Source organism: Nonomuraea sp. NPDC049607, assembly GCF_040675375.1.
GTDB lineage: Bacteria > Actinomycetota > Actinomycetes > Streptosporangiales > Streptosporangiaceae > Nonomuraea.
Genome location: NZ_JBFAOV010000013.1, coordinates 130674 through 150115, shown reverse-complemented (window position 1 = coordinate 150115; position 19442 = coordinate 130674). Strand labels below are relative to the sequence as shown.

At 72.5% G+C, this 19442-nt stretch carries 18 protein-coding genes; 11 read left to right on the top strand and 7 right to left on the bottom strand.

Features of this window, described 5'->3' with window-relative positions:
* Nucleotides 1-109 precede the first annotated feature (109 nt).
* Nucleotides 110-715, bottom strand: a complete 606-nt coding sequence (locus AB0J97_RS25655) for a hypothetical protein (RefSeq protein ID WP_364092610.1) — start codon at nt 713-715, stop codon at nt 110-112.
* 161 nt (nt 716-876) lie between these two features.
* Between AB0J97_RS25655 and AB0J97_RS25650 the strand changes: the two genes are divergently transcribed.
* From AB0J97_RS25650 to AB0J97_RS25640, 3 genes are read left to right on the top strand one after another with little or no spacing between them, the layout of a single operon-like run.
* Nucleotides 877-1683, top strand: a complete 807-nt coding sequence (locus tag AB0J97_RS25650) for a glucose 1-dehydrogenase (protein WP_364092608.1) — start codon at nt 877-879, stop codon at nt 1681-1683.
* A complete protein-coding gene (locus AB0J97_RS25645) occupies nt 1673-2620 on the top strand; it encodes an alpha/beta hydrolase (protein ID WP_364092607.1) in 948 nt (315 codons plus the stop codon). Before AB0J97_RS25650 ends, AB0J97_RS25645 begins: the two co-directional genes overlap by 11 nt.
* A gap of 11 nt (nt 2621-2631) precedes the next feature.
* Nucleotides 2632-3426, top strand: a complete 795-nt coding sequence (locus AB0J97_RS25640) for an alpha/beta hydrolase (protein WP_364092605.1) — start codon at nt 2632-2634, stop codon at nt 3424-3426.
* A 101-nt stretch (nt 3427-3527) separates the two neighbouring features.
* Here the strand turns inward: AB0J97_RS25640 and AB0J97_RS25635 are convergent, their stop codons facing one another.
* The 3 genes from AB0J97_RS25635 to AB0J97_RS25625 are packed head-to-tail and all read right to left on the bottom strand — an operon-like array spanning nt 3528 to nt 6246.
* Nucleotides 3528-4670, bottom strand: a complete 1143-nt coding sequence (locus tag AB0J97_RS25635; protein WP_364092603.1) for a ScyD/ScyE family protein — start codon at nt 4668-4670, stop codon at nt 3528-3530.
* A gap of 60 nt (nt 4671-4730) precedes the next feature.
* A complete protein-coding gene (locus tag AB0J97_RS25630) occupies nt 4731-5336 on the bottom strand; it encodes a DUF4126 domain-containing protein (protein WP_364092602.1) in 606 nt (201 codons plus the stop codon).
* A 4-nt stretch (nt 5337-5340) separates the two neighbouring features.
* Entirely contained in the window at nt 5341-6246 is a 906-nt protein-coding gene (locus tag AB0J97_RS25625) for a phosphotransferase (protein ID WP_364092600.1), read from the bottom strand.
* A 68-nt stretch (nt 6247-6314) separates the two neighbouring features.
* Here AB0J97_RS25625 and AB0J97_RS25620 point away from each other — a divergent pair, with 68 nt between their 5' ends.
* Entirely contained in the window at nt 6315-8699 is a 2385-nt protein-coding gene (locus AB0J97_RS25620; protein ID WP_364092598.1) for an FAD-dependent oxidoreductase, read from the top strand.
* Here the strand turns inward: AB0J97_RS25620 and AB0J97_RS25615 are convergent.
* From AB0J97_RS25615 to AB0J97_RS25605, 3 genes are all read right to left on the bottom strand, one after another.
* Nucleotides 8662-9435, bottom strand: coding sequence for a GntR family transcriptional regulator (locus tag AB0J97_RS25615; protein ID WP_364092596.1), 774 nt, complete (start codon nt 9433-9435; stop codon nt 8662-8664). The two genes, AB0J97_RS25620 and AB0J97_RS25615, sit on opposite strands and share 38 nt — an antisense overlap.
* Before the next feature lie 59 nt (nt 9436-9494).
* Nucleotides 9495-10616 (bottom strand): nitronate monooxygenase family protein, encoded by a 1122-nt coding sequence (locus AB0J97_RS25610; protein ID WP_364092593.1) that lies wholly within the window; start codon nt 10614-10616, stop codon nt 9495-9497.
* Between the two features lie 67 nt (nt 10617-10683).
* Nucleotides 10684-11346 carry a DapH/DapD/GlmU-related protein gene (locus AB0J97_RS25605; RefSeq protein ID WP_357704517.1) on the bottom strand — a complete coding sequence of 221 codons (663 nt, stop codon included), beginning with the start codon at nt 11344-11346 and terminating at the stop codon, nt 10684-10686.
* Between the two features lie 131 nt (nt 11347-11477).
* Between AB0J97_RS25605 and AB0J97_RS25600 the strand changes: the two genes are divergently transcribed.
* From AB0J97_RS25600 to AB0J97_RS25570, 7 genes are all read left to right on the top strand, one after another.
* Nucleotides 11478-13142, top strand: a complete 1665-nt coding sequence (locus tag AB0J97_RS25600) for a CTP synthase (protein ID WP_364092590.1) — start codon at nt 11478-11480, stop codon at nt 13140-13142.
* A gap of 76 nt (nt 13143-13218) precedes the next feature.
* A complete protein-coding gene (locus AB0J97_RS25595; RefSeq protein WP_357704521.1) occupies nt 13219-13827 on the top strand; it encodes an NUDIX hydrolase in 609 nt (202 codons plus the stop codon).
* 15 nt (nt 13828-13842) lie between these two features.
* The gene (locus tag AB0J97_RS25590; RefSeq protein ID WP_357704523.1) at nt 13843-14748 is read left to right on the top strand and encodes a site-specific tyrosine recombinase XerD; all 906 of its coding nucleotides are present in this window, start codon (nt 13843-13845) and stop codon (nt 14746-14748) included.
* Nucleotides 14749-14865: 117 nt separating this feature from the next.
* Nucleotides 14866-15807, top strand: coding sequence for a ParA family protein (locus AB0J97_RS25585; RefSeq protein WP_125630250.1), 942 nt, complete (start codon nt 14866-14868; stop codon nt 15805-15807).
* Nucleotides 15804-16625 carry a segregation/condensation protein A gene (locus AB0J97_RS25580; protein ID WP_364092585.1) on the top strand — a complete coding sequence of 274 codons (822 nt, stop codon included), beginning with the start codon at nt 15804-15806 and terminating at the stop codon, nt 16623-16625. The genes AB0J97_RS25585 and AB0J97_RS25580 overlap by 4 nt, the downstream gene beginning before the upstream one ends.
* Before the next feature lie 346 nt (nt 16626-16971).
* Nucleotides 16972-17493, top strand: a complete 522-nt coding sequence (gene scpB, locus AB0J97_RS25575) for an SMC-Scp complex subunit ScpB (RefSeq protein WP_357704631.1) — start codon at nt 16972-16974, stop codon at nt 17491-17493.
* Nucleotides 17490-19424 carry a pseudouridine synthase gene (locus tag AB0J97_RS25570; RefSeq protein WP_364092584.1) on the top strand — a complete coding sequence of 645 codons (1935 nt, stop codon included), beginning with the start codon at nt 17490-17492 and terminating at the stop codon, nt 19422-19424. Before scpB ends, AB0J97_RS25570 begins: the two co-directional genes overlap by 4 nt.
* Nucleotides 19425-19442: the final 18 nt, after the last annotated feature.

Sequence of the window (19442 nt, the reverse complement as noted above, 5' to 3'; positions counted from 1 at the left end):
CTAGGCGCGGCGATCCCGCCCCCGGGACTCCGCGGAGACCACCTCGCGGGTGCGCGGGCACCTTCCGGACGAGCGCTCGGCGCGCTCATGGTGCCACGTCAGGCGGGACTCAGGAGTGGTCCTTGCGTTGTTCCATGGAGCGGCGGTAGAGCTCGTCGATCTGGTCCAGGGGGTCCGGGGGGCGGCGGCGGGCCTCGATCTCCAGCTCGGTACGGGAGTACAGCTCGTCGATGCCGGACGACGCGTGGTGCATCTGGTCGCCCAGGAGGTCGGCGCGGATGCGGGCGCACATGGCGGTCAGCTTGGCCTGGTGCTCGCGCAGCCGGTCGAGGGCGGCGTGGTCGATGTACGGCGAGACGCGGCGCTGCTGGGCGTACATGGCGAGCTGGCCGTCGTGCACGTCGGCCTGGGCGGACAGGTCGGCCAGGAGCCGGGGCAGGTCGCCGAGGCCCCAGCCGCGCTGCTGGGCCTGTTCGACGGCCTGGCGGGTGAGGGCCATCTCGCGGCGCAGGTCGAGCCGGAGGCGTTCGACCTCGGCGGCGTCGCCGGTGCCCATGGCGTTGACGTGCGTGGTCAGCCGGGTGGTGGCCTGCCGGGCCTTCTTGGCGGCCTTCTTGCCCAGCTTGACCAGCAGGTAGATGCCCACGCCGGTCAGCAGCAGGAGAAACGCCAGGATGGCCAGCACGATGACAAGGAACTCGCTGATCTCCGCCACCTCCCGTGGAGTCGTTACCTAGAAGGATAGTTCGACGCCCGAGGGGTTCAACGCGTGGCGGGGATTCCGGGTTCCGGCGGCTGGGCCGAGCAAGCTCTTGATCAGGGACGTGGGCGCGTGTTTCAGTGCACATGGTCGATCGTCTCGGGTGAGGGGTGCGCGTGCTCGAAGGCAAGGTAGTGATCATCACGGGCGGCGCCCGGGGCATGGGGGCGGCCACGGCGCGCCGGTGCGCGGCGGGTGGGGCGCGGGTCGTGCTCACCGACGTGCTCACCGAGGAGGGGGCGGCCACCGCCGAGGACGTCGGGGCCATGTTCGTCCCGCACGACGTGCGGAATCCCGAGCAGTGGGCCGCGGTCGTGGACGCGACCGTCGAGGCGCACGGGCGGCTCGACGGGCTGGTGAACAACGCCGGGATCCCGACCGTGGGGTCGATCGAGCAGCAGTCCCTGGCCGAGTTCGAGCACGTGCTCCAGGTGAACCTGGTCGGCGTGTTCCTCGGGCTCAAGGCCGTGGCCGGGGCCATGCGGGCCTGCGGCGGCGGGGCCGTGGTGAACCTCTCGTCGGTCGCGGGGCTGACCGCGCTGCCCGGCACGGGCGGGTACGGCGCGTCGAAGTGGGGCGTACGCGGCCTGACCAAGATCGCGGCGCTGGAGTTCGGGCGCGACCGCATCCGGGTGAACTCGGTGCATCCCGGGATGATCGTCACCCCGATGACGACCTCGCTGGGCGCGATCTCGGGGGAGGGCACGTTCCCGCTGGCCGCCGCCGGGCGCTGGGGGGAGCCCGAGGAGGTCGCCGAGGCCATCGCGTTCCTGCTGTCGGACGCGGCCTCGTACGTCACGGGCGCGGAGCTGGCGATCGACGGCGGCTGGACGGCGGGGGAGACGTCGCTGCTCGGCGCCCTCCCGGGCGAGAGGCCCACTGCGGACGACAAAGCGGAGAAGGAGGCCGGGGATGGCCGTTGACGAGGCGACCCGCGCGGTCATCGACCTGATGAGCGAGTTCTTCCCCAAGGGGGAGGGCCCCTGGGACCCGGTGGCGGCGCGCCGCGTGCTGGCCTCGGTCCCGAGCCCCGACCCGCTGCCCGTGGGCCGGGTCGAGGACCGTGACGCGGCGGGCGTCCCGGTGCGGGTCTACTGGCCGCCGGAGGGCACGGAGGGCACAGAGGGCACGGAGGGCACGGAGGGCACGGAGGGCGGGCGGCCTCTTGTCGTGTACTTCCACGGTGGCGGGTTCACGCTGGGATCGCTGGACAGCCATGACGGCGTCTGCCGCCAGATCTGCACCGGGTCGGGGGCGGTCGTGGTCGCCGCCGACTACCGGCTCGCGCCCGAGCACCCCTATCCGGCCGCCGTCGAGGACGCCTTCGCCGTCACCCGGTGGGCCCACGAGCAGGCGGCCGGGCTCGGCGCCGACCCGGGTGCGCTGGTGGTGGCGGGCGACAGCGCGGGCGGCAACCTCGCCACCGTCACCTGCCTGCGGGCGCGCGAGGAGGGCGGGCCGCCGATCGTGCTGCAGGTGCTGGTCTATCCCGCGACGGACGCCACCCGCCACTGGCGCTCGTACGACCAGAACGGCGAGGGTTATTTCCTGACCACGGCGCACATGCGGTGGTTCTGGGACTGCTACCAGCCCGACCGGGAGCGGCGCGGGGAGCCGTACAGCTCGCCCCTGGGCGCGGACGTGAGCGGGCTGCCCCCGGCGCTGGTGATCACAGCCGGGCACGACCCGCTGCGCGACGAGGGCGAGGCGTACGCCCGCCACCTGCGCCACTGCGGGGTCGAGACGGAGACCGTCCGGTACGAGGGCCTGTTCCACGGCTTCTTCGGCACGGGCTCGGTCCTGCCCGCCGCCGCCGACGCCACGGACCGGGTGTGCGCCGCCATCCGCGCCCTCAAATAAGGGGATATTTCGTGCCGTACGCTGAAATTTCGCCAGCCCTCCGCCTCTTCTACACCGACGACGGCTCCGGCGACCCCCCGCTGCTGCTCGTGCACGGCTGGGGCGCCGACTCCCACCAGTGGTCCTGGCACATCGACGCCCTCGCCGCCCGTCACCGCGTCATCGCCGTGGACCTGCGCGGCCACGGCTACTCCACGGTGCCCGGGACCGGCAACACCCCGCGGGCGATGGCCGAGGACCTGAACGTGCTGCTCGACCGCCTGGACGTCCCCGAGGTGATCCCGGTCGGCCACTCGATGGGCGCCCAGGTCGTCTCGATCCTCGCGGTCGAGCACCCCGGGCGCGTACGGGCGCTGGTCACCCTCGACCCCGGCTACGGCATGGGCCAGGACCTCGCCGCGGCCTTCCCGGGCATGATCGCGGGCCTGCGCGGCGAGCGTCCGCACGCCGTCGCCGAGGAGATCGACCGCTGGTGCACCACCTCCGCGACCCCGGCCGTCATCCGGCGCTGGCACAAGCGCCGCCTGTACGGCATGCCCCCGCATGTGCTGGCCGAGGCGTTCGAGGCCATGTTCACCGCTCCGGGGGCCATCGGCGTGCGGCCGGTCAGTGACGACTACCTGGCCCGCAGGGACTGTCCGGTGTTGTCGATCTGGGCGGACCCCGAACGCGCGGCCTGGGAGGCCGGGCTGCTCAAGCACCCGGGGTCGAAGGTCGTCTGCTGGGAGGGCTCGGGCCACCGGCTGCACGAGGAGCGCCCGGCGGAGTTCGTCCGCCTGCTGGAGGGCTGGCTCAGGGCGCGGTGAAAGGCCCCTGGGCATGGTGAAGGGCCCGGCAGCGCGGACGCTGCTGCCGGGCCCTTCGTGTGAGCGCGCACACGGGGTTGGGGGCCATGGCGCTCACACGTCTATGAGGGCAGCTCCACCCGGACGATCTCGCCCTTGCCGGGGGTGAAGCCCTTGTTGGACACGTAGACCGACCCGTCGCCGGCGACGGCCATGCCCAGCGGCACGGTCAGCGTGCCCGGCTTGAGCAGCTCGGTGCGGCTGCCGTCGGCCTCGATGCGGTAGAGCGACGTACGGGGCTGCTGGTCGGAGGGCACCGGGCCGACCGAGCCGAGCACGAGCAGACGGCCCGCGCCGTCGAAGGCGACGTCGACCGCGGTGGTGAAGCCCTTGACGGCGGTCTCGGCCTTCTTGCCGGCCAGCCTGAACACCCTGGCCACGCCCTCGGGCTGCGGGAACCCGGCGTGCTCGGCGACGTAGTAGGAACCGTCGGGGGCGGCCGCGATGCCCATCGGCACCGACTGCATCGGCACCTTGCTGCCCTTGGGCAGCTTCAGCATGGCCGGGGCCGCGACCTTGCGGGCGTGGAACACCGCCCGCAGCGTCACCTTGCCGGACGGGCTCACCTGGAGCACGTCGTTGCCGCCCACGTCCGTGACCAGCGCGCCGCCCTGCGGGGTCGGCACGACCGCGAACGGGTACGAGTCGATCGCGCTGCCCTTGTCCTTCTTGTCGGGGTTGTGCTTGACCTCGAACGCCAGCAGGTCGCCCATGACGGACGACTTCCCGTCCTTGATCTTCAGCAGCGTGCCCAGGGTCCTGCCCTTGGGGCCCAGACCGGCTCGCAGCTTGCCGTCGCCGCCCAGACCGACGGGCACCAGCATGGAGCCGTCCTCGGCGAAGGCGACGTCGTGCGGGCCGGTGCCGAGCCCGTCGGAGCCGGCCGAGGGCAGGTCCTTGACCACGGTGGTCAGCGTGCCGCCGGCCAGCTTGGAGATCTTGCCGGTCAGGCCGAGGCAGACCTTGCTCGCCTTGCCGCCCGGCTCGGCGGGCACGGTCGCGCACTGGATCTTCCCGCCGGAGCCCGACTCGGCGACGTACAGGGCGCCGTCGGGGCCGAAGGCCAGGCCGCGCGGGCCGTCGAGCTTGGAGGCGACGACCGTGACGCTCGCCGACGCCGACGCCGACGCCGACGCCGGGACGGGCGCGAGCGACGCGGCCAGCCCGAGAGCAGCGACTCCCCCCGTGATGATGACTCGCTTCATGAGGGAACACCGTAGGAGCGTGGGACGGGGGAGCGGATCAGCCCGCAGGGTGAGGCGTACTCAGCCTGGCGGTGGATTTCTCCTGATCCTGCGCCGGGCACGCAGCCGGCGTACCCGCCTGAAGGTCCACCACGCGAGCAGGGCGAGCAGCAGCAGCACGACGACCACCAGCAGGGGCAGGAACACCGCGATCAGGCTCATGCCGAGCGAGCCGGCGTCCTCGGCGGTGCTGACCACGGGCGCGCCCACCCCCGCCGTGCCCGCGTTGATCACCGGACGGGCCGTCGCCTTCAGCGTGTGGACGGCCAGCGCCATCACGATGCCCAGCAGCCAGCCGGCCCACGGGTTCTCCGCCATCCAGGTCGAGTGGTCGAGCTCGGCGGCGGCGTTGGTGGCGGAGAAGACCACGCCGCCCGCGGCCGGGCGCACCACGGTCTGGATGGCGTCGTTGACGGTGTCGACGGCCGGCACCTTGTCCAGGACCATCTCGGCGACCAGCAGCACGGCGATGATCGCCAGCACGCCCCAGTTCGACAGCCAGGCGTAGCCGTCGGGCAGCTTCACCCGGTCGGTGAGGTTGGCCAGCACGCCCACGACCAGGAGGGGGATGTAGGCGTTCAGGCCGGCGGCGGTGGACAGCCCGAGACCGGTCAGCGCGGCGAACATCCCCCTAGTCTGCCCCCGCCGCGGCCTCCATCACGCGCGCCAGCCCCGGCCGGGTGAACTCGGCCGCCGCGCGCTCGTACTTCTCCATGCCCCAGGACCAGAAGTCGAAGTCGATCGTGTCGTTGGCGCCGTCCTGGATCGAGGCCCACAGGGTCCAGCCGTACTTGGACATGAGGCCGAGCAGCCGAGCGCGGGCGATCTTGTGGCGGAGGCGGCGGCCGTAGTAGGCGGTGACGAGTTCGTCCAGGTGGCCGGGCGGCAGGTCGGCCTCGCTCCAGAGGTTGCCGAGCTCGAAGCAGGGGTCGTTGTTGCCGGCGTACTCGTAGTCGATGAGGTGGAGGCGGTCGCCGCACTCGACGATGTTGCCGGGGAGAAGATCGTTGTGGCAGGGGACGGTGGGCTCGGCACGTACCGCCAGACATTTCCTGATTTCTTCGGCGGCGGGCATGAAATCGAGATATTTCGCAGGAAGTCGGAAACGTCGCTCCTGGACGATCCGCAGATACCCCCGCTGCACCTCGAACATGTCGAAGTCCCGGACGAAGCGCGGCCCCGCGTGCAGCCGCCGGCACACCTCCGCCACCCGCGGCAGGTTCTCCGGCTCCCACAGGTCGGCCTCGGTGAACGTCCGGCCCGGCAGGAACCCGATCACGATCACGCCCGCGTCCGGCAGGTAGTCGTGCACGGGCGCCCCCACCCCGGCCCGCGCGGCGGCGAGCGAGTCGGCGTGCTCGGCGTCCTTGTCGATGCCCAGCAGGGAACCGTCGCTGGCGGCCACGCGCACCACGTAGGCCCCGGCGGGGGTGGTGACCTTGTAGTTGCGGTTGGTCATCCCGCCGGGCAGCTCCTCGACGGAGCGCGGCAGGCCGGACAGCAGCGGGATGCGGTCGAGCACCTGGGCCAGAGCCATGGTCGATGCTAGCTCCGCCGCCGTAAACGGTCTAGACCTTTTATGGTACGGAGGTTAGCCTCGCGACCATGAGCGACTCGGCCCGCATCGTGATCATCGGCGGCGGGGTGGGCGGCGCGTCCGTCGCCTACCACCTCACCCGACGCGGCGAACGCGACGTCGTCCTGCTGGAGCGGGACGAGCTCACCAGCGGCTCCACCTTCCACTCGGCGGGCCTGGTCGGCCAGCTCCGCTCCGACCCCACCCTGACCCGGATGAACCAGTACTCCGTCGAGCTCTACCGCACCCTCGACGCCGGATGGACCGAGTGCGGCGGCGTCAAGCTGGCCTCCACGCCGGAGCGGATGGCCGAGATCCGCCGCCAGATCGGCTGGGCCAGGACGTTCGGGCTGCCGCTGGAGGAGATCTCGGTCGCCGAGGCGGTGGAGCTGTTCCCGCTGATGGACCCGTCCGGGGTGGTGGGGGCGGCGTACCTGCCGACCGACGGCCAGGTGGACCCCTCGATGTTGTGCTACGCCCTGGCCGCCCGCGCCCGCGAGGGCGGCGCCCGCCTGCGCACCCGTACGCGGGTGCTCGGCATCGACGTCGAGCGCGGGCGCGTCACCGGCGTGCGCACCGACCAGGGGGACATCGCCTGCGAGATCGTGGTCAACTGCGGCGGCATGTTCGCCGCCGAGATCGGCCGCATGGCCGGGGTGCGCGTCCCGATCGTGCCGATGTCCCACCAGTACGTCGTCACCGACGCCTGCCACGACCACGCCGTCCTGCCCACGCTGCGCGACCCCGACCTGCTCGTCTACTACCGGCAGGAGGTGCGCGGCCTGGTCATGGGCGGCTACGAGCGCACCTGCGCACCCTGGACCGCCTCCGAGACCTCCTACGACGCCGTCCCGGCCGACTTCAACGGCAGGCTGCTGCCCGAGGACTGGCCGCGCCTGGAGGAGATCTCCGCCAACTCCCGGATCCGGGTGCCCGCGATGGCCGACGTCGGCATCCGCAAGCTGATCAACGGGCCCGAGGCGTTCACCCCGGACAACGAGTTCTGCCTGGGGGAGACCGAGGTGGGCGGGCTCTTCGTGGCGGCCGGGTTCTGCGCCCACGGCATCGCGGGCGCGGGCGGCATCGGCAAGGTCATGGCCGAGTGGATCGTCGAGGGCGACCCCGGCATGGACGTCCACCACATGGACGTACGCCGCTTCGGCGGCCGGTACCGGTCGCCGTCGTACACGGTCAAGCGCTCGGTCGAGAACTACGAGACGTACTACGACATCCGCTACCCGGGCCACGAGCGGGCGGCCGGCCGCCCGCTGCGGGTCTCGCCCGCCTACTCCTGGCACGCCGCCCACGGGGCCGTCTTCGGCGAGAAGGCGGGCTGGGAGCGGGTCAACCACTACTCCACCGGCCCGGCGGGCGAGGACGAACGCCCCCGCGGCTGGGCCGGACGCCTGTGGTCGCCCGCCGTCGGGGCCGAGCACCGCGCCACCCGCACCACGGCCGGGCTGTTCGACGAGAGCTCCTTCGCCAAGATCGAAGTCACCGGGCCGGACGCCGCGGGCCTGCTGGAATGGGTGTGCGACAACCGCGTCGCCCGCCAGGTGGGCGCCGTCACCTACACCCAGGCGCTGAACCGGCGCGGCGGCATCGAGTGCGACTTCACCGTCACCCGGCGCGGCGAGCAGGAGTTCCTGATCGTCACCGGCACCGCGTCCGGCTCCCACGACCTCGGCTGGCTGCGCAGGCAGGCCCGGCTCACCGGCTCGACGGCCAGGATCGCCGACGTCACCGGCCAGTACGCCTGCTTCGCCCTGTGGGGCCCCGAGGCCCGCGACATCCTGTCCGGGCTGACCCCGGACCCGCTGGACTTCCCGTTCATGTCGGCCCGCGAGCTCACCGTGGGGGACGTGCCCGCGCTGGCGCTGCGGGTGACGTTCGTCGGCGAGCCGGGCTGGGAGCTGTACTGCTCCAGCGAGTACGGGCTCGCGCTGTGGGAGACGCTGTGGCGGGCGGGCGAGCCGTCCGGGCTGGCCGCGGGCGGCTACCGGGCCATCGACAGCCTGCGGCTGGAGAAGGGGTACCGGGTGTGGGGGGCCGACATCGGGCCCGAGACGACGCCGTACGAGGCCGGGCTCGGGTTCTGCGTCAAGCCGGACAAGGACTTCCTCGGCCGGGACGCCCTCGACCCCGACCCGGCCCGCCGGCTCCGCTGCCTGACCCTGTCCGACCCGCGGGCGGTCGCCCTGGGGAACGAGCCCGTACGGGTGGACGGGCGGGTCGTGGCCCGGGTCACCTCCGGCGGCTACGGGTACACGGTCGAGCAGTCGATCGCGTACGCGTACCTGCCGGCCGGGCCGGGGGCCGCGGTCGAGGCGGAGGTGGAGATCGAGGTCGAGGGGGAGTGGGTGCCGGGCGTCGTGGTCAGGGAGCCGCTGCTCGGCCCGGCGGGGTCGCGGTGACGCCGCTGCGCACCGACAGGCGTACCCGGTCGGGGCGGAACAGGTCGCGGGCGTGCTCGACCGGGGTGCCGTCGGCGGCGTAGGCCGTGCGCTCGATCCGCATGAGCGGCGCGCCCGCCGCGATGCCCAGCTCGGCCGCCTCCTCCGGCCCGGAGATCACCGGGTCGAGGTGCTCGACGGCGGTACGCGGCTCCAGGTCGTAGCGGGTGGCCAGCAGGGCGTAGAGGGAGCCGCCGAGGTCCTCGGCGAGGAATCCGGGCAGGGCGGGGAAGAAGGAACGTTCGAGCGCCACCGGCGAACGGCCCGCCGAGCGCACCCGGGCCACCTCGTGCACCGGCTCGCCCGGCTCGACGCCGAGCGCGGCGGCCACGGCGGCGGAGGCGGGCACGGTGGCCGCCGTCAGGATCCTCGCCTCGGCCCGCAGATGGGCGCGGCGCATCTGCTCGGTGAACCCGGCCAGGCCGGTCAGGTCGCACTCGATGCGCGGCTCGGCCACGAACGCCCCGCCCGACCTGCCGGGGAGCCTGATCAGCACGCCGTCGTGTTCGAGGGTGGCCAGGGCCTGGCGCAGGGTCATCCGGCTCACGCCGAGGCGGGCGGCCAGCTCCCGTTCGCCGGGCAGCCGGTCGCCCGGCGCCATCTCGCCGGAGGAGATGGCCTCCAGCAGCCACTGCTCGATCTGCGTGTGCGCGGGAACCCCGGTGCCACGCTCCAGCTCAGGCGGTGTCCCGACCACACGCGCATGCTACCCGGCCACGCGCGGCCGACCGCTCCGGGCGGGTCGCCGAGCGGCCTCTACGGGGTGCCGGTGAGGCGGGCCACGGCCTCGGTGAACTCGCTGATCATGTCGTACACCACGTCACGGGCCGGCCGGACCCGGTCGAGCTGGCCCACCACCTGCCCCACGTAGTAGGTGACGAGTTCCAGGGCGCCGGGGTCGCCGCGGTCGGCCGCCGCGCCGATGCGGGCCATCGCCCCCTCGGCCAGCAGCAGTTGCAGGGGCATGCCCAGCGGCCCGGGACTCTCCGGCCCGTCGTCCCACTCCTCGGTCCAGGCCGACCTGAGCTGCCGCGCCGGCTTGCCCGTACGCGAGCGCGACCGCACGGTGTCCAGCGAAGAGGCGGCCAGCAGCTTGCGCCGAAGCGCGGGCGAGGTCTCGGACTCCTCGGTCGTCAGCCACACCGAGCCGCACCACACGCCCTCGGCCCCGAGCGCCATGGCCGCGGCCATCTGGCGTCCGGAGGCGATGCCGCCCGCGGCCAGCACGGGCACCGGCGCGACCGCGTCCACGACCTGCGGGACGAGCACCATCGTGGAGATCTCGCCGGTGTGCCCGCCCGCCTCGGAGCCCTGGGCCACGACGATGTCCGCCCCGGCCGCCACCTGCCTGCGCGCGTGCTCCACGGTCCCGACCAGCGCGGCCACCGGCACGCCCGCCTTCCTGGCGCTCGCGAGCATCTCCGGCGGCGGTGGGCCGAGCGCGCTGGCGATGAGCCCGATCGGGTGCTTGAGCGCCACGTCGATCAGCGCGGTCGCCCCGGAGGCCGTCACCCGCCTGCCGAACTCGTCGGCGACGGCGCTCAGTGGCTGCGGCGGCGCGTTCACGCCGTACTTCGACAGCAGGTGGGTGACGAAGTCGCGGTGGCGGTCGGGCACGAAGTCCAGCAGATGGGCCCGCAGGTCGAGCGCCGAGGCGTCGATCCGGCCCGGGACGAGCACGTCCACCCCGTACGGCCGCCCGCCCACCCGCTCGTCGATCCACGTCAGCTCGGCGTCGAGCCGCTCCGGCGCGTACGCGACGGCCCCCAGCACCCCGAACCCGCCCGCGTTCGTGACCGCGGCCACCACGTCGCGGCAGTGGCTGAAGGCGAACAACGGGAACTCGACGCCCAGGCGCTCACAGATGGCGGTCCGCATGCACCGACGCTAACCTCCAGAAGCTTGTTCGGTCCATCCCCCGACCGGCAGGACGTCGCCCGGCGCGTCAGGACGGCCCGGCCTGCCCGTCCAGCGCCAGGGCGATCGCCGCGGCGGCCTCCGCCGCGCCGGGGTCGTGCCAGCCCAGCTCGGGCGTGTAGCCGCGGACGCGCCTGGCGGGCACCCCGGCGACCACGCTGTGGTCGGGGAACTCGCCGCGCACCACCGCGCCCCCCGCCACCACGCACTGCCGCCCCAGGACCGTGCCCGGCAGGATGATCGCCCCCGTGCCGAGCCACGAGCCCGCGCCGATGGAGACCGGGCTGTTGCGCGGCCACTGCCGGCCGATCGGCGTCTCGGGGTCGTCGTAGACGTGGTTCTGGTCGGTGATGTAGACGTACGGGCCGGTGAAGACGTGGTCGCCGATGTCGATCGACTGGTGGGCCACGATGTGCGAGCCCCTGCCGATCGAGCACGAGCCGCCGATCCGCAGGATCGAGCCGGGGCCGAGCTCCAGGCCGGGCCACATGCCGCAGGAGATCGACACCCGCTCGCCGATCAGCGTGTGCTCGCCGATCTCGATCCACCGCTCGCCGAAGATCGCCCCCGGCGGGAAGGCGATGCTGACACCCTCGCCGATACGGCGGAAACGGTAACCTGCCGTGGAGTCCGGGGAGATCGCCCCGGCGTGCCGGATCGCCGCGTAGGCACGGTGAATCAGCGCACCCAAGGCCCGCCGTACAAGTGACATAGGGACCAAAGTTACCGCTAGGTCATGCCGTTCGGGCATGTGAGGGGCGTTGTTTGATATCCTGAGAGCCCGTGGACACTTCGGCCACACCACGAGCCACGGGAGCCCCTTTGCGCAGCGCATCGCAAACCAAGCATCTGTTCGTCACCGGCGGTGTCGCCTCCAGTCTTGGCAAGGGGCTCACCGCCTCCAGCCTCGGCCGCCTGCTCAAGGGGCGCGGCCTCCGGGTCACCATGCAGAAGCTCGACCCCTACCTCAACGTCGACCCCGGCACGATGAACCCGTTCCAGCACGGCGAGGTGTTCGTCACCGACGACGGCGCCGAGACCGACCTCGACGTCGGCCACTACGAGCGCTTCCTCGACACCGACCTGCACGGCTCGGCCAACGTCACCACCGGGCAGATCTACTCCAACGTCATCGCCAAGGAGCGGCGGGGCGAATACCTGGGCGACACCGTCCAGGTCATCCCGCACATCACCAACGAGATCAAGGACCGCATCCGCGGCATGGCCGGTCCCGACGTCGACATCGTGATCACCGAGGTCGGCGGCACGGTCGGCGACATCGAGTCGCTGCCGTTCCTGGAGGCCGTCCGCCAGATCAGGCACGAGGTCGGCCGCGACAACGTCTTCTTCCTGCACGTGTCGCTGCTGCCCTACATCGGCCCGTCCGGCGAGCTGAAGACCAAGCCGACCCAGCACAGCGTGGCCGCGCTGCGCAGCATCGGCATCCAGCCCGACGCGATCGTGCTGCGCTCCGACCGGCCCGTCCAGACGGCGATCAAGCGCAAGATCAGCCTCATGTGCGACGTCGACGAGGACGCCGTCGTCTCCGCCGTCGACGCCGCCTCCATCTACGACATCCCCAAGGTGCTGCACGCCGAGGGCCTCGACGCCTATGTCGTGCGCCGCCTCGGACTGCCCTTCCGGGACGTCGACTGGAAGGAATGGGAGCAGCTCCTGCGCCGGGTGCACCGCCCGGCCAAGGAGGTCACGATCGCGCTGGTCGGCAAGTACATCGACCTGCCCGACGCGTACCTGTCGGTCACCGAGGCGCTGCGCGCCGGCGGGTTCGCCAACGACGCGCGGGTCAACATCCGCTGGGTCAAGAGCGACGACTGCGAGACCCCCGAGGGCGCCGAGCGCGAGCTCGACGGCGTCGACGGCGTGCTGATCCCCGGCGGGTTCGGCGTGCGCGGCATCGAGGGCAAGATCGGCGCCATCCGGCACGCCCGCGAGGGCAAGATCCCGCTGCTCGGCATCTGCCTCGGCATGCAGGGCATGGTCATCGAGGCCGCCCGCAACATGGCCGGCATCGAGGACGCCAACTCCGCCGAGTTCGACCCCGACACCAAGCACGCGGTCATCTCCACCATGGCCGACCAGGAGGACGTCGTCGCCGGCGAGCGCGACATGGGCGGCACCATGCGGCTCGGCAGCTACACCGCCAAGCTCGGCGAGGGCACCCTGGCCAGGCAGCTCTACGGCGGCAAGGCCAAGGCCGACGAGCGCCACCGCCACAGGTACGAGGTCAACAACGCCTACCGCGAGCGCCTGGAGAACGTCGGCCTGGTCTTCTCCGGCCTGTCGCCCGACGGCCGCCTGGTGGAGTACACCGAGCTGCCCGCCGACGTGCACCCGTTCTTCATCGGCACGCAGGCGCACCCTGAGTTCCGCTCGCGTCCCACCCGCGCCAACCCGATGTTCAAGGGCCTGATCGGCGCAGCCCTGGCCTACGCCGACAGCCGCGTGAGCACGAAGGTCGGCAAGTGAACGTCACCGGAGCGGCGAGCCTCGGTCCGGAGGCGGTAGCTTGCGTGACCACGGAGGACCGGAAGCGAGTGCGAGCATGATCAGAGACACGCCCGAGGCGTGGGACGTCGTCGCGTCCAAGGAGCACTTCCAGGGCTACGTGATCAAGGTCGTCACCGACACGGTCAAGATGCCCCAGGACGAGGTCGCCGACCGCGACTACGTCGTCCACCCGGGCTCGGTCGCCGTGCTCGCGCTCGACGACCGCGACCGCGTCCTGATGATCAGGCAGTACCGCCACCCCACCCGGCAGCTCATGTGGGAGCTGCCGGCCGGCCTCCGCGACGTGGCGGGCGAACCGCTCGCCACCACAGCGGCCCGCGAGCTCGCCGAGGAGTCCGGCTACCGCGCCGACACCTGGCACACCCTGGTCGACCTGCGTTCCTCTCCCGGCATGACCGACGAGCGGATCAGGGTCTTCCTGGCCCGCGGCCTGAGCAGGATCCCGGACGAGGAGAACACCTTCGTCCACCGGCACGAGGAGATCGGCATGCCGGTCGAATGGGTGCCGCTGGCCGACGCGGTCGAGAAGGCGCTCATGGGAATGATCCACAATTCCCCGGCCGTGGCCGGTATCCTCGCCGCATATGCGGCTTCGGTTGAGGGATTCGCCCTGTTGCGCCCCGCCGACGCCCCGGAGGCGTGACGGAAGGACCATGTCGTGGAGGCGGTGCTCTCCAGCTACCTCGCCCATCTGGCGGTGGAGCGGGGCCTGGCTGCCAACACGCTCGCGTCCTACCGCCGTGACCTGCGGCGATACTTCGAACATCTTCAGGCGCGGGGGCGGCTGAAGCTCGACGAGGTGGGGGAGGCCGACGTTCAGGCCTTCCTCGCCGCGCTGCGCGAGGGCGACCGGGAGCATCCCGCCCTCGTGGCCAGCTCGGCCGCCCGGGCCGTGTCGGCCGTGCGCGGGCTCCACCGGTTCGCCCTGCGCGAAGGCGTCACGGCCCACGACCCCGCCCACGAGGTACGCCCGCCGCGCCAGCTCCGCAGGCTGCCCAAGGCGATCGCCGTCGACGAGGTCGAACGCCTCATCGCCGCCTCCGGCCCCGACGGCGCCCCGCTCACCCTGCGCAATCGCGCCCTGCTGGAGGTCCTGTACGGCACCGGCGCCCGCATCTCCGAGGCCGTCGGCCTGGCCGTCGACGACCTCGAACCCGACCAGGTGCGACTGCGCGGCAAGGGCGGCCGCACGCGCGTCGTCCCGCTCGGCCGCTACGCGCGCTCGGCCCTCGACGCCTACCTCGTCCGCGCCAGGCCCGGCCTGCTCGCCCACGGACGCGGCACCCCTGCGGTCTTCCTCAACGCCCGCGGCGGCCGCTTGACCAGGCAGGGGGCCTGGGAAGTGCTCCAGGCCGCCGCCGAACGCGCCGGTCTGGCCGGCGTCAGCCCGCACGTCCTGCGCCACTCCTTCGCCACCCACCTGCTCGACGGAGGCGCGGACGTCAGGGTGGTCCAGGAGCTGCTCGGTCACGCCTCGGTCACGACCACGCAGGTCTACACCTTGGTCACGGTCGACAAACTCCGCGAGGTCTACGCCGCGGCGCACCCGCGCGCCCGGCAGTGATCTATAGTCTTTTGCGCGTGCGCGGCGCCCCGGCGTGCCGCCTTGCCGCGTTTAGTGGTGACGCCATAGTGTCCGTCCGGACGGTCCGGTTCGGGATCGTCAGGGAGGTTCGAGCTGGTGACTGTGACGACCAAGGGTTCGACCCAGGGGACCCCCGACAACCCCTGGGGTGACACCAAGACCAACGCGCCTTCCAACGGCGTCAACCTGGGCCCCACCCAGCGCCCGCGACCGGTGTTCCCTGAACCGGTCCCGCCGCAGGTGCACGGGCCGGCGCGAGTGGTCGCGATGGTCAACCAGAAGGGCGGCGTCGGCAAGACGACCACCACCATCAACCTGGGCGCGGCGCTGGTCGAGTGCGGGCTGAAGGTGCTGCTGGTCGACTTCGACCCGCAGGGCGCGCTCTCGGTCGGCCTGGGCATCAACCCGCTCCAGCTCGACCTGACCGTCTACAACCTGCTGATGGACCGCGGGGTCACCGCCGAGGACGTCCTGCTGGAGACCGGCGTCGAGGGCCTCGACCTGCTGCCCAGCAACATCGACCTGTCGGCCGCCGAAGTGCAGCTCGTCACCGAGGTCGCCCGCGAGCAGGTGCTCGGCCGGGTGATCAAGCCGCTGCTGCCGCACTACGACGTCTGCCTCATCGACTGCCAGCCGTCGCTCGGCCTGCTCACCATCAACGCGCTGACCTGCGCCCACGGCGTCATGGTGCCGCTGGAGTGCGAGTTCTTCGCCCTGCGCGGCGTCGCGCTGCTCATGGACACCATCTCCAAGGTCCAGGAGCGTCTCAACGAAGACCTCGAGATCGAGGGCCTGCTCGCCACCATGTACGACGCCCGTACGCTGCACGGCCGCGAGGTGCTGGCCCGCGTGGTGGAGGCGTTCGGCGACAAGGTGTTCCACACGGTGATCAACCGTACGGTCCGCTTCCCCGACGCCACCGTCGCGGGCGAGCCGATCACCACCTTCGACCCGTCGTCCCTCGGCGCCAACGCCTACCGCGAACTGGCCCGCGAGGTGCTCTCGCGCTGGCCGGCGCCTGCGACAATGGCCAGGTGACCGCAGAGCAGACCGAGGCCCCCCAAGGCTTCCAGGTTCACCTGGACGTCTTCGAGGGCCCCTTCGACCTGCTCCTCGGCCTGATCGCCAAGCACAAGCTCGACATCACCGAGGTCTCGCTCTCCAAGGTCACCGACGAGTTCATCGCCTACATCCGGTCCAGGGGCCCGGAGTGGGACCTCGACCAGACCAGCCACTTCCTGCTGGTCGCGGCCACGCTGCTCGACCTCAAGGCGGCCCGGCTGCTGCCCTCCGGCGAGGTGGAGGACGAAGAGGACCTCGCGCTCCTGGAGGCCAGAGACCTGCTGTTCGCCCGGCTGCTGCAGTACAAGGCGTACAAGGAGGTCGTGAAGGTCTTCGCGGGGCGGATGGCCGAGGAAGGGCTGCGCTTCCCCCGTACGGTGTCGCTGGAGCCGCAGTTCGCCGACCTCCTGCCCGAGCTCATCCTTGGGATCGGGCCCGAGCAGCTCGCCCGCATCGCGGCCAAGGCGTTCACCCCGAAACTTCCGCCCACGGTCAGCGTCGGCCACATCTACCAGCCTCTGGCCAGCGTCAAGGAGCAGGCGGCCATCCTGGTCATGCACCTGCGCCGGATGCGCCGGGCCACCTTCCGCGCGCTGACGGCCGACTGCGAGGGCACCTTCGAGGTCATCGCCCGCTTCCTGGCCGTGCTGGAGCTGTTCAGGGAGTCGGCGGTGACGTTCGAGCAGGTCGAGGCGCTGGGAGAGCTCCACGTGACCTGGACGGGCGCCGACGACGGCGACGTCGCGGTGGGCGACGACTACGAGGAATCCGCGGAGAAACCATCGAATGACTGACAACCCCAACCCCCTTCCAGGCCCCCGCAAGGCCCCCGATTCCGGGTCGCCGCTGCCGGCCTGGATGACCCTCCCGGGCTCCCTCATCCAGCCCGCCTCCCCGGAGGAGTCGCCCGCCCTGCCCTCCGGCCCCGACCTCCCGGTCGCGCCGCCGAAGCCCTCGCCGTCGCCCGAGTCGTCCTTCCCGGAGTCGCCTTCCGCCGGCCCCGAGCGGCCCTCGGACACCGCCGCGCCTTCCGAGGCCGCGCCGGTGAGCGTCGCCGACCGGGAGGAGGGCCGGCAGGAAGCCCGGCAGGACGCCCCGGAGGAGGAGGCTCAGGCGGCGGGGCCCGCTCTTGAGGCGGCCCTGGAGGCCATCCTGATGGTCGTCGACGAGCCCGTCGCCGAGATCACGCTGGCCCAGGTGCTGGAGCGCCCCACCCACGAGGTCGCGGCGGCACTCAGAGGGCTGGCGAAGGAATATACCGACGCCGGGCGGGGTTTTGATCTGCGGGAAGTCGCGGGTGGCTGGCGTTTCTACACGCGGGCCGACTGCGCGGCGCTGGTCGAGCGGTTCGTCCGCGACGGCCAGCAGACGCGGCTGACCCAGGCCGCGCTGGAGACCCTCGCGGTCGTGGCCTACCGGCAACCGGTGAGCCGCGCCCGCGTCGCCGCCGTACGCGGCGTCAACAGCGACGGCGTCATGCGGACGCTCGTCGCCAGGGGGCTGGTCGAAGAGGCCGGCACCGACCCGGAGAGCCAGGCAGTGCTCTACCGGACAAGCTCATACTTCCTGGAACGTCTGGGACTGCGGGACCTCAGCGAGCTTCCCGAGCTCGCTCCCTTCCTCCCCGACGACGTGGAGAACCTCGAGGAGACAACAAAGTGATCAACAGGCGCAGCACCCCGTCCGGTGATGGACGCGGTCGTGGACGTACCGGCGGCTCCGGCCGCGGCGGGCGTCCCGCCTTCCGCTCCGACGACAACCGCCGCGACACCTTCGGCGGCGGCTTCGGCGGGGACGACCCCCGCCGCGACTCCCTCCGCGCGGACCGCGGCGGAGCCCGCGCCCGCTACGGCGACCGCGACGACCGCGCCCGCCAGGACTCCGGCCCCCGCGGCGGCGACCGCTCCGGCCGCCCCGCCTCCGGTGGCGACCGCTTCGGCCGTTCCGGCGGCGACCGCGACGGCTACTCGCGCGGCGACCGCGCGGACCGTCCGGCGCGTGACGACCGCGACGACCGCTACCAGCGCGCCGACCGGCCGGCCGGCGGCGACCGCTTCCGTGACGACCGCGGTGACCGCGGTGACCGCGGCCCGCGTGGCGACCGCGGTGACCGCGGCCCGCGTGGCGACCGTTTCGAGCGTCCCCGTCATGAGGGTGGCGACCGTCCTCGTCGTGAGGGCGGTTTCGAGCGTCCGCGTCATGAGGGTGGCGACCGTCCGCGTCGTGAAGGCGGTTTCGAGCGTCCGCGTCGTGAGGGTGGCGACCGGCCGCGTGGCGAGGGCTTCGGCGGGGCTGCCCGGTCCGGCGACCGGGGCAGGTTCGGCGACGACCGGCGCGGCGGCTACGGCGGCGACCGGCGCGGTGAGCGCAGTGGTTACTCCGGTGGCGAGCGAGGCGGGTACTCCGGCGACCGTGGCGGGTACTCCGGCGAGCGCGGTGGCCCCTCGGGTGACCGGGGCGGCTTCTCCGGCGGTCGTGGCGGGTCTTCCGCCGGCCGCGGTGGTCACGCGGGCGAGCGGCGCGGTTACGCCGACTCCCGTGGCGGCGCACGTCCCGCACGTGGCGGCGACGGCGAGCGTCAGGAGCGCGGCGGCTTCCGTGCCGACCGCGGCGGGCGCAGGGACGAGGCCTCCCGCTCGGCCGGCGCGGGCAACACCCGTGCCCGGTTCGGCAGGCGCGAGGACAACCCGCGCGGGCAGCAGCCGCGTACCCCGAGGCGCGACGACGTGCAGACGCTCGGCGGCGGACGGCCTGCGGCCGGCTCCCAGAGCCCCCAGGCCAGGCGCGTCAAGGCCGCCCGCCAGCCGCTGCGCGACCGCGCCTTCTACGACGACGACTACACCGACGAGCGCGACACCACCGAGGTCCCCAACGGCGTGCGCCTGCAGAAGGTGCTCGCCCAGGCGGGTGTGGCCAGCAGGCGCGCCTGCGAGGAGATGATCGGCGATGGGCGCGTCACGGTCAACGGCCAGGTCGTCCGCCGGTTCGGCGCCAAGGTCGACCCCGCGACCCAGGTCATCCACGTCGACGGCAAGCGCATCCCGACCGCCCCCGACCTGGTCTACTACGCCCTCAACAAGCCGATCGGCGTCGTGTCCACCATGGACGACCCGCAGGGCCGCCCGTGCCTGGCCGACTACGTCGAGGAGCTGGCGCCGAGGCTGTTCCACGTCGGCCGGCTCGACACCGAGACCGAGGGCCTGCTGCTGCTCACCAACGACGGCGAGCTGGCCAACCGGCTGACGCACCCCAGCTACGGGGTGCAGAAGAAGTACTGGGCCAAGGTGCCGGGGCCGATCCCGCGAGACCTCGGCCGCAGGCTCCGGCAGGGCATCGAGCTGGAGGACGGCATCGCCAAGGCCGACAGCTTCGCCATCGTGCAGGAGCACGGCCAGCAGGCGCTGGTCGAGGTGGTGCTGCACGAGGGCCGCAAGCACGTCGTCAGGCGCATGCTGGAGGAGGCCGGTCACCGGGTGATCGACCTGGCCAGGATCGAGTTCGGCCCGGTGAAGCTGGGCCGCACCAAGGCCGGCACGGTCCGCGCGCTGACCTTGAAGGAGGTCGGCGAACTTTACGCGGCCGTGAAGCTGTAATCTGGCCGGAACGCAGGA